Annotated in this window: 11 protein-coding genes; 5 read left to right on the top strand and 6 right to left on the bottom strand. The window is 41.3% G+C overall.

The genetic code is table 11. From position 1 onward, the window contains the following. The 5 genes from EWV84_RS05450 to EWV84_RS05425 all read right to left on the bottom strand — a co-directional run. A partial coding sequence (locus EWV84_RS05450) for a helix-turn-helix domain-containing protein (RefSeq protein WP_287076964.1) occupies nt 1-100 on the bottom strand: 100 nt, incomplete at its 3' end. A 160-nt stretch (nt 101-260) separates the two neighbouring features. Further along, complete coding sequence (locus tag EWV84_RS05445) at nt 261-2,450, bottom strand: coiled-coil domain-containing protein (RefSeq protein WP_287076958.1); 2,190 nt, start codon at nt 2,448-2,450, stop codon at nt 261-263. Nucleotides 2,451-2,482: 32 nt separating this feature from the next. Next, nucleotides 2,483-2,956, bottom strand: a complete 474-nt coding sequence (locus EWV84_RS05440; protein WP_287076956.1) for a hypothetical protein — start codon at nt 2,954-2,956, stop codon at nt 2,483-2,485. 642 nt (nt 2,957-3,598) lie between these two features. Next, nucleotides 3,599-4,909, bottom strand: coding sequence for a mechanosensitive ion channel family protein (locus tag EWV84_RS05430; protein ID WP_287076953.1), 1,311 nt, complete (start codon nt 4,907-4,909; stop codon nt 3,599-3,601). 2 nt (nt 4,910-4,911) lie between these two features. After that, nucleotides 4,912-6,204: a sugar ABC transporter substrate-binding protein gene (locus tag EWV84_RS05425; RefSeq protein WP_287076951.1), complete on the bottom strand. Its 1,293-nt coding sequence runs from the start codon at nt 6,202-6,204 to the stop codon at nt 4,912-4,914. A gap of 436 nt (nt 6,205-6,640) precedes the next feature. Here EWV84_RS05425 and EWV84_RS23040 point away from each other — a divergent pair, with 436 nt between their 5' ends. The 3 genes from EWV84_RS23040 to EWV84_RS05410 are packed head-to-tail and all read left to right on the top strand — an operon-like array spanning nt 6,641 to nt 7,978. Further along, nucleotides 6,641-6,865: a hypothetical protein gene (locus tag EWV84_RS23040; protein WP_287076949.1), complete on the top strand. Its 225-nt coding sequence runs from the start codon at nt 6,641-6,643 to the stop codon at nt 6,863-6,865. A 3-nt stretch (nt 6,866-6,868) separates the two neighbouring features. Beyond that, nucleotides 6,869-7,660 (top strand): tetratricopeptide repeat protein, encoded by a 792-nt coding sequence (locus tag EWV84_RS05415; protein WP_287076962.1) that lies wholly within the window; start codon nt 6,869-6,871, stop codon nt 7,658-7,660. 60 nt (nt 7,661-7,720) lie between these two features. Next, nucleotides 7,721-7,978, top strand: a complete 258-nt coding sequence (locus EWV84_RS05410) for a type II toxin-antitoxin system HicA family toxin (protein WP_287076947.1) — start codon at nt 7,721-7,723, stop codon at nt 7,976-7,978. A 60-nt stretch (nt 7,979-8,038) separates the two neighbouring features. Here EWV84_RS05410 and EWV84_RS05405 read toward each other — a convergent pair whose 3' ends face one another. Beyond that, complete coding sequence (locus EWV84_RS05405; protein ID WP_287076945.1) at nt 8,039-9,850, bottom strand: proline--tRNA ligase; 1,812 nt, start codon at nt 9,848-9,850, stop codon at nt 8,039-8,041. 468 nt (nt 9,851-10,318) lie between these two features. Here EWV84_RS05405 and EWV84_RS05400 point away from each other — a divergent pair, with 468 nt between their 5' ends. Together EWV84_RS05400 and EWV84_RS05395 are read left to right on the top strand one after the other, a co-directional pair. Beyond that, nucleotides 10,319-10,504 carry a hypothetical protein gene (locus EWV84_RS05400; RefSeq protein WP_287076943.1) on the top strand — a complete coding sequence of 62 codons (186 nt, stop codon included), beginning with the start codon at nt 10,319-10,321 and terminating at the stop codon, nt 10,502-10,504. 73 nt (nt 10,505-10,577) lie between these two features. Beyond that, the coding region (locus EWV84_RS05395) for a helix-turn-helix domain-containing protein (protein WP_287076960.1) at nt 10,578-10,729 on the top strand (152 nt) is incomplete at its 3' end.

Raw genomic sequence — 10,729 nt, 5'->3', positions numbered from 1 at the left:
GGGAATAATTCCAAAACCAACGACAACAACCAAAGCTTTTTGCTAAGGCTATTTCTTGCTCGGTATTAGGCTTAAGTCTGAATTTGTACGCTTTGTACATAAGAGTTATCAAGAAACTAAAACTATGATAACATAGTTTTTGAGGAATTGTCTATATACAAAGTCAGCATTCATGAGGGGAGCCCTGGGGGGAATTACTTCGGCCCTTTAAAAGCCCCGTGCCATCGCACTAAGCGCGAGGGATAAATGCTGACACTAAGTTAAAAGTGAAAAGTGGCGGCGAGAAACGGTCCGTTAAAGTTTTCCGTAAAACCGAACGCGTTATCGCCACTACCGTTTTTATACTCGATCCCGTAGAAACGATAGGCGAATTGCAGGGAAATTTGGCGATTCACCCACCAATCGACTCCAAAGAGGAGGTTCCAGCTTAGATCTGTATCGCCGGCCAGCCCGAAACCGGAAGCGTCTCCCCGAATCCATAAAGTGATCGGATCGGACACCTGTACCCCAAATTTACCGCCGAGGAGCGGTTCAAACCAAGTTCTCCCCTGACTGAAGGTTTGTTGGAAAGTTTGGCTGAAGTTGACAAGGGGACTGGATAGTTGTACGGTAAGCGTTTGCTCGATATCGATACTGATACTATTGAGACGAAGGCCCGCATAGGGCTGGAACCAAATTAAGGGAAAAGAGCGATTAGAGGGTTTTTCGGGCAGTTCGTGGCTGATCGGATCGCCGATGTGGTAACTGACGGCGAAATCGTAGATGCCCTGATCGAATTGTAGGTTTGTTTCCGAATCCGCTTCGAGTTGCTGTAATTGGCGATTGTCGGCGAATTCTTGTACCTGTTGCATTGTTTGTTCTAGTTGTTCGAGCGATTCTCGGGCGTTCTGAATTTCTTGTTCGAGTCGTTGCAGGGGTTCGCTATCTTTTAACCCCCGTAACTCTTGGAGTTTCGCTTGCAGTTGTTGCAGGGGTTCGCTATCTTTTAACTGCTGTAGCTCCTGAACTTTTGCTTGCAATTGTTGGAGGATTTCGCTATCTTTAGTCTGCCGCAACTCCTCAATCTTCCCTTGTAGTTGTTGTAGGGGTTCGCTATCTTTTAGCTCCCGTAATTCTTGAATCTTCGCTTGCAGTTGTTGCAGGGGTTCGCTATCTTTTAACCCCCGCAATTCTTGAATTTTTTCCTGCCCTCTAGCCAGTGCTTCCTGTATTTGCGAGAGCTTTTCTTGAAAATCCTTTAAATTTCCTAGCCGATCGCTAAAGGCAGGATCGCGGGGTAATTCTGCTATTTTCTTCTCTAAATCCCGGAGATCTCGAATATCGATATTATCCCGAATCTCACCTATATCCACGTCGGGGAGAGTCTGAATTTTTACGACCATTTCTTGTAAAGTATTCTGGCGTTCGGCCAATTGTCCCTGAAGGCTGTCAAGAGCCTGTTTAAATTCGTTTAAGCGCTCGGCTTTTCGCTCGACCTCTTGCTGCACCTCCTGTCGAATTTCTGCGAGGGTCGTCTTCAGTTCCTGCGCCTGCTCGATTTTCGGAACGATCTCTTGCTGAAAACGTTGCCGAGCGTTATTGATCGCCGTTTCCAGTTCCTGTAACTGTTCCTCCCGAAGGGCGACTTCCTGCCGTATCTGATCGCGCACTTCTTCGGCCGCCGCTGGTAATTGGCTTAATTGTTCGGTTTTTAGGGCGATATCCTGTCGTAACGCTCGAATTTTGTCTCCTGCCTCTTGAAAGCTCCCCTCTTCTTTTAATCCTTGTATCCGATCGACCGACTGGGAAATGCCTTCGAGTCCATTGATCGCTTTTTGAATTCTCTGGCTGGCATCCCGACTCAGCAACCAATTCAAGGAGTCGATAAAATTCGGCTGTCGAACCGTTGTCTTCTGCCGGTCGATCACGTTTCTCAAGCTGGCGTAATAACCGTCGAAAATCAAACCGAAACGACCGTTCCAGGCTTCCACGCGCGCGCTACCCGTCACCCGGAGCGATTGTAACACTTCCCCGAGATCGAGATGATAGCTGACGGTACGTCCCCGGGCCGTTGCGGTTCCGTAGGTACTGATCGGAATGGTCGCGTAGGGCTGAAATTTAATCTGCCAACCTCGATCCTCTTGCCCCTGGGGAGCGGGATTTTCCGTTGCGATCGGGGTCGCAGCCGGGGTGGGTTCTGTGAGGGGAGAGGCTGGCAAAACGGGCGCTCCTACTCCCGCCAGATCCTTGGCACAGGCACTATCGGATAATTCCTCGGTTCGGGTTTCCCCCTCGAATACCAAGGGGGCGACCCTATTGGTCAAGGGGGTAAAACCCTCGCAGAAGGAAGGGGCAACGGTCACGGGAGCGATCGCTTTCCCCTCATCTATCGCTTCGGCAAGAACACTGGGGACGGGAAACGATAAACCGAACAAAGTCCAGATCAGCAGGCGGCATGGCGAGAATACCATAATTTTTCACTCCTCACTATTAAAAAAACGATCTAGCGGTAGCAGCCGACAACGGTTACCGTGTAGGTCTTGCCGAAATGGTTGACACCACCGATAAAAAGATTGACTTGATAGGGTTCATCGTTGGGTTCCGGTGTGGCGGTAATAGTCAGGGGTTTACCCGGGTCGATCCGTACATCTTGTTGGTTAAAAAACTGTCCCGTGGTTTGATCGCTGTACTTGAGGTACATCTGGATATCGAAGGAACCACCCTCATCCGAGGATATAGTGGCCACGAATTTTTGCCAGCTGCGATCGCTCGGAACCGCCCAATCGGTATTCCAGTTATTGCGAGTGATATCGACACCGAACACACTGGGAACGGTCGGTTGAGAAACGGTCTTGGTTACTTGGTTTCCTTGACCACCGATCAAAGGTATCGGGACGCAGGTTTCTGAGGCACTAAGGGGCCAATTTAAGGCAAGGGCAAGCGATAAAGTGCCGAGCCAAGTAGGACGAAAAAGCATGAGCAAAACCTCGATAAATTAATCTGGGAGATTTTGATTCTAGATTATTGAGTATCTCTGAATATACTATCTAGGATCTGCTGAAAAAGTTTTTCGGTGGGGCTAGGGTGTGGGGTGTGGGGTGTGGGGTGTAGGGTTTTACCGATTTTCAGGTGGTCAACTACCTAATTTTCAGGGAAAAAGTCCCTGAATTTTCCCCCTGATCACTCCCAGTCGGGTACTTTTTGATTGACAAAAAGTCTAAAAGTCTTACCCAACAAGGTTTTTAGATTTATTCAGCAGACCCTATCCTAGGGTAGATAGTATATTAAAGTTGTTTTTATGTCAAGACATTAACTATTAATAAAAAATAATAAATATATGATACTAAATCCAGTTATTAAAGACTGATTGTTTATTCCCCCTTTTGCCTCTTGCCTTTTGCCTATCCTGATATGTAGCCTATACTCAACGGATTTAGTATGAATTTAATCAGGGGAATTGATATATCTTAAGATGAAAATAATCAGCTGGTTTTTTTGACCAGAATAAATTGCTAATTAACGCCAGTTCGGTTTAAGGGAATTTTGCCATAGCTTCCACGAAAGAATAGGAGTTTCAGGCTACGGTAGCATCAGGGTTTTAGCTGATCCCGAACTCAGGTTAATTATTACGAATGTGAATATCTTGCTGCGGGAAGGGAATCTCGATACCCTGTTGAGTAAACTTATCAAGAATAACACAATTAACATCACTAATTACTCGCTTTTTCCTGTTAACATCATCCAACCAGAACTTTAATTCAAAGTTTAAACTAGAATGATCAAAATTAAGAAAAAAAGCTACTGGTTGCGGGTTTTTAAGTATATGAGGATGTTGGTCAGCAATGTCTAGCAATAAATTCATCACCTGTTGTGCGTTAGAATGATAACCAACTCCGATAACAATTGAACAATAAATCAAGTTATCACTACCCGTATAGGTGGTGACATCCTCAGTAAAAAACTTTTGATTGGGAATAATTTTTTCGGAATTGTCTGTAAGAATTTGCACTGTTGTCGCTCGAATACCTAGCTTTTTTACCTGAGAAGTTTGCCCTTCAATATTAATTATGTCTCCAGGTTTTAGAACTTTTTCAAATAATAGTAAAATACCGCTAATAAAATTACTAACCACTTGCTGCATACCGAAACCAATACCCACAGATAAACCGCCAGTAATTGCCGCTATTGCCGTTGCATTAACTCCCACATAACCCAAGATGATGATAACACCTAAGACAATGAAAAAATAACGTCCTAACAGTAAAGTTGCTTCAATTTCACCGCGACTAGCTTGCTGATTTAAATTGGCAATACTCAGAATTATAGTCTCTATAAGAACAACAATAATCACCAGAAAATAGGGAGCTATTATCAAAATAAATATGCTTCTCAATGTGATCGGACTATTGAATAAATTGAAGGGAGATACTTGGGCAATTTCCTGAATATTATTGTAAAAAACAATCATGGTTCTCAGGAGAAATAACACCAATAAAGGTGCTAAAAGCCGGAAATGATAATATTTAATTGTATTGACGGAAAACTTGGCGTATAATCCAGCTAATAAACAACGATAAATTAAATAAAACCACAGGAGTTTTATAGATAAACTAATCATTCCTCTTGTCCAATTTTGACTGAAAAAAATTAGATAATTTAAGTCAAGTAAAATTAGACTAATAACTGGAAAATTAAGAAACTCTATCAGGATAGCAAAATATTGACGGAGGGTTAAATTTTTATCACTGTGAATCAACCTGGTGACGTGAGGAAATCTTTTTCTCAAGTAAGACCATAACCATTTTGATAATAACCAAGCAAGAATTAAAGATATAAAAATAATCGTTAATTGGTTTTGAACATTTCTGCGTCCTAAAAATAATAATTGGTTAGCAATTATTTCCGAAAGAGAGGGAATATTGTTGTTCATAATTAATTTATTTTCCTGACTTCCTGATCGAGACCTGATTGAATATAAAGTGTCAGTTGGTGGGCTGCTGTTGAGGAAGATATTTCACCAGCGATCGCTCTTTCATACCAAAATTCTCCCTCTTCTAAAATTTTATTCAACTTTTCCCAATCATCCAGAGGAACTGCCACAGCATTGTGAGATTGTTGTAATAATACCGATTCGATCGGTAGTAAATTTCCTTCGATCTGCACCCGTCGATTAGTGGGAATAAAACTTTCTGTTTGGATGATTGCTTGTAATTGTTGTTCGGGATTGGTGAGAAATTTTCCTAAAGCTAATCCCAAACTATTTTCATTATCACTATTATTGCGATTAAATACCATCACCCGTGTATAGAGAATTGGTGCTGCTTTACCTTGAGTTTCTTGGGGGAGTAAAGCGACTCTGAGATCATCTTGGAGGCTGTTTTTTAAATCGGCAATTTCAATAGAATTACACACATAATAGGTTAAGCGGCCTCTAGCAAAAGCATCATGAAGTAATTCCCGTTGACGATTGAGGATAAAATTAGGCTGTGACGAGGCAAATTTTAGCCATTCTAGCCATTTTGCCCAACCATCTAAGCGAGGTTGCAGCCTACCCTGCTCATCCCACAAATAGCTGCCAAAAATTGCCATTCCCCAAAAAGTATCTTCAAAAGAGGAAACTATCCCCACAGAATAACCTTTGCGCGCACGTTCCACTAATCCCTCTAAAGTGGTAGGAGGTTGCTTCAGCAGCGGATCGGGACTAACTTGTAATTTTTTTTGATTATAACACAGTACATTGGTACGAGAACCTAAGGGAATACCATAGATTTTTCCTTGATAGCTAACTTGTTTCAGGGTTGGGGGATTATAAATAGATAAATCTAGATTTTTCCGGTCAATTTCCTCCAGTACTCCTTGGGATACTAATCTGGGTATATTTCTCGAAAAAATTAGAATAACACTTGCACCTAATCCGCTTTGAGATTGTTTAAAAAAACGTTCGGGTATCTCATCGATAGGAATAGCTTGTTCAATAATTGTCACCTGCGGATTTAATTTTTCAAACTCTTGCAAACCGAGACCTACTACTTCAGTTAAATCGCCCTCTTCTGGATACCACACCAAAAGGGTTCCTTGCTGTTGCTCCGATGATTGGTTAGGAAGATCACTAAAACAAGCATAAAGAAAAATCGGCATCAAGATAAAAAGCAATAGGAGCGATATAATCATCTTTGCTTTTTTGCTTCTCCAAGCAGTTTTAACTCTGAGCCTTAGGGATTGCATCGCTCGTGATCCTTTGAAAATATTGCCATAGACCCATATTACATGAAAAGGTGACTAATAATCCTTATCAGAAAAATAATTAACATGATCTTTTGTCAAGAGCCACCAGTATAGCAACAATCCCAGTTAAAAATTTGTGCGAGTTAAGCTGATGGTTATGTAAATTACTTGTAAAGACCAACTGATAGTAGGGAAAGAGCGAGTTTCATAGTTTATTTTCTAACACTCTAATAACCAGTTTATACTAAATCTGGTTATTAAAGACTGATTATTTATTCCCCCTTTTGCATGAGTGCCTATTGCATGAGTGCCTGTCCTTATAAGTAGCCTATGCTCAACGGATTTAGTATAACAGTTAAAGAATTATCAGAATGGATTCAGGCAATTCAATCCGCAGAATCACAATTTGAGCAAGTTTTAAATTTATTGGAGGATGATGATGATTCAGATTAATAAAAATCAAACTAATTCGGCTCAGGCTAGTAATTATGAAACAGAGTTAAATCTTGAGAACTTTGATCAGATTGCGCCCAAAAAACATAATCATAAAATCTATCAAAAGCTCTTAAAAAAAGCTCAGTATATTGGTGATAAACAATCTGAGGTTTTTGCTCTTAGCCGGTTAGCAATGATTTATCAATCTTGGGGTCAATATAGATAAGCAATACAATATCTTCACCAACAATTAGTAATTATTAGAGAAATCAATGATCGGTATTCGGAGGCGAATACTTTAGGTAATTTGGGAGCGGCTTATCAGTCTTTAGGGCAGTATCAAGAAGCAATTGCACATCTTCAAGAACAATTAGCAATTGCTCAGGAGATCGGCGATATTCTTGCCCTAGCAAATGCTTTCGGAAATCTGGGGATTACTTATCAATCCTTAGGACAATATCAGCAAGCAATTGAATATTTTCAAAAACAATTAGAAATTGCCCAACAAATTGGTGATAAAACATCAGAAGCCAATGCTTTGAGCAATTTAGGTATTGCTTATCAATATCAAGGCGATTTTGCTCAAGCAGAATCTCTATTTTTACAAGGATTAAAAATCCATGAAGAGTTATTTGGTGGCAATAATCCTAGTGTTGCTTCTAATCTCAACAATCTGGCGAGTCTTTATCAATATCAGGGGAAATACGCAGAAGCAGAACCTCTTTATCAAAGAGTGCTGGCGATTCGGGAAAAGCTATTAGGAAAAGAGCATCCTGATGTGGCGACCAGTCTCAACAATCTGGCAAATCTTTATTACGCTCAAGGGAAATACACAGAAGCAGAACTGCTCTATCAAAGAGCCATTGCTATTTTGATAGCTACATTAGGCGAAAATCACCCTAATATTCAAACAGTAAGAAAGAATTATTTTCGGATGCTGTCCCAACTTCCCGATGAGGAATTAAGCCAACGCTTTCCTCCCGAAATGGTCGAATATATTCAATCCCTCCGTCATGCCTAGATTCTTTGTAATACCTTAATAATGCTCAAACTGCAATAAAATTACTCCAGCAGATAGCAAATGCCTAAAAAAATACGAGAACTCAAGTCTATACTTCTGAAAGCAGGGTTTACCTATCGCCACGGTAAAGGTAGTCATACCGTTTGGAGTCATCCCCGTGAAGATAATATAGTAATCTCAAAAGCTCCTTTTTTAGAAGAAGTTTTTCAAGAAATTAAGCAAATTATTAGCTGCTTTAGAGAAAAATCTCCCAACACTCCAACAGTAATGCTGAAAAAGTCTTTGAGTGGCAACAGGGAACAGTTTTTGATGCCTTAAACCAGTCATCCTCGATCATCAAACCCATAAACAGGCAAAATTATCTGTATATTTAATCACTTAATCAGAAGCATTTACCTTTGAAATAGCAGTTTTTAAATAGGAAACCACCTCATTAATTGCTACTTCTGACGCTTTTTTACTGGCTCTTTCGACTAATTCCACCTTACCCGATTTGAGAGATTTACCCGTGACAATGCGATAGGGAATCCCAATTAAATCCGCATCTTTGAACTTAACTCCTGCACGTTCATCCCGGTCATCTAAAAGGGTTTCAATGCCCGCTTGATTTAACTCATTGTATAAACTTTCGGCAGTTTTTACCTGCTCGGCATCGGCTAAATTGGGAATAACCACAATCGCTTGATAGGGGGCAATAGCTACAGGCCAAATAATGCCATCTTTATCGTAGGATTGTTCTACGGCTGCCTGTGCTAAACGGGATACTCCTATGCCATAACAACCCATACAAATGGGGGTAGATTCTCCCGCTTCATTAGTATAGAAAGCATTCATGGCCTGAGAATATTTATAGCCCAATTGGAAGATATGACCGACTTCAATTCCTCTAGCACTTTGCAAGGTTTGATTAGGATCATGAATAGCTCGATCGCCTACCTGAGCTTTGCGTAGATCGACGATTAATTCCGGTAAGATAAAATCTTTACCCCAATTCGCCCCCACTAAATGAAACCCCGTTTCATTGGCACCGGTGATAAAGTTTTCTAAGTCTGTCACCGTGTTGTCTGCTATGCGTAAAAATTGAGGAGCTATATCGCTGGCTTTTTTGAGCAAATTATCTTCTAAGTCGGGAGCAATATAACCTAAAGGTAAAGGTTTAGTTGCCCATTTCTGTTGAGCGGCAGCATCGGGTATTTTTAAAGCCAAAATTGTTTTAGCATTGTAACGGCTCGCCTGTCTAATTAATTCATTTTGTAGTTTAACTTCGTTAACCTCTTGATCTCCCCGAATGCTCACCAAAACTAAAACAGTTATGCCGCTATCATAAACCACTTCGTAGAGAACATTTTTGACGATAGCGGTGGCAGAACAATCGAGAAATTTAGCTAAACTTTCGATAGTGTTGGTGTTAGGAGTCTCTTTTTTAGCAAACTTTTTAAAGGGAGAAGCCACTTTATCTGCCGGCAAAGAAACGGCTTTTTCCACATTAGCCGCATACTTTTCATCGGCGGTAAATAAAACCTCATCTTCTCCAGCATCAGCTAAGACCATAAATTCTTGGGATGCGGAACCACCAATCGCTCCAGAATCGGCTTCTACTGCCCGAAAAGCTAACCCACAACGGCGGAAAATATTGCGGTAAGCTATATCCATCGCTTGATAGGTTTTCTTTAAACATTCCTCGTCGAGATTGAAAGAATAGGCATCTTTCATAATAAATTCTCGTCCCCGCATTAAACCAAAACGAGGGCGAATTTCATCGCGAAATTTAGTTTGAATCTGATATAAATTAACCGGTAATTGTCGATAGGAACGAATTAAATCACGAGCGACGGCAGTAATTACTTCTTCGTGAGTCGGTCCTAATCCTAACTCCCGGTTTTGCCGGTCCGTCAGGGCAAACATAATCCCTTCTGCTTTTGTGTAGGTGTCCCAACGGCCTGATTCCTGCCAGAGTTCCGCCGGTTGCAGTTGGGGAAGTAAACATTCTTGGGCGCCGGCTTTATTCATTTCTTCCCGGACTATCTGGGAGACTTTCTGCAAAACCCGCCACATCAGGGGTAAATAGGCGTAAATACCGCTGCCAATGCGACGAATGTAACCGGCACGGACTAAGCATTTATGACTGGGGATTTCCGCCTCGGCTGGGTCTTCCCGGAGAGTGACAAAAAGCTGTTGAGAGAGTCGCATCCTATCGATATCCTTTTGAACAGAAGACTTTCTATTATCTCATCAAAGGAGAGCGACTGCAATTATCAATTACTTGTGTTGACAAACAATAACAGCGATCAGTTTACCGATTCTCAGGTATTTCCCCTCACAACTTGAGACTGGTTGGAGACGCATTGAACCTTAGTTGCAATTGCCTAACTCCCTTGTTCTCTACTCTAGGAAATATGAGCGTTCAGGTCGATCGCTGTTATCGTCGTTATCGAGACAGAATGTAACTTTAACAGGGTTTACTCCTTTATGAACTTGACCTTATAACCTTGCCAGTTGATCTGTCAGGGAAGCTTTTTTCCTTAGCTTCAATTATTAATATAACATCGGATCGGAGCTAGAAGTCTTTCTCTTAATCAAAGTTTACATTGCCAGCATCAAGGAAAAGCCTAGATGTTTTGACGCTTAACCGACCATAACTCTTATTATTCAAAAATTATGGCAGGAGTAACCTCAACAGTAGTCAAAGAAAGCGCAGAGGAATTAACTCAACGGATCAAAGAAGCAACCACCGCTAGGGAAAAAGACAAACTGCAAGTGCTGTATTGGCTACAACAAGAAAAAGCTCCCGCCATCAAGGTGATAGCTAAAAGTTTAGGGCATCATCGAAAATTTTGGGTCTGAAACCCCGTCGTTCTAGGTTGGCTTTACCGTTAAATATTAGCACATTTACGGAATATATGCTAAAATGCTCCCCATGGAAAAAGCCTATTCTTACCGATTTTACCCAACACCCGAACAAGAGTCGCTATTGCGGCGCACCTTGGGCTGTGTAAGATTAGTTTACAATAAGGCTCTCCATCTCAGAACACAAGCATGGTACGAAAAGCAAGAAAGAGTAGGATATGC

This window comes from Microcystis sp. M_QC_C_20170808_M3Col, assembly GCF_007095505.1.
Classification (GTDB): Bacteria; Cyanobacteriota; Cyanobacteriia; order Cyanobacteriales; family Microcystaceae; genus Microcystis.
This window is presented reverse-complemented; position numbering and strand designations above follow the sequence as displayed.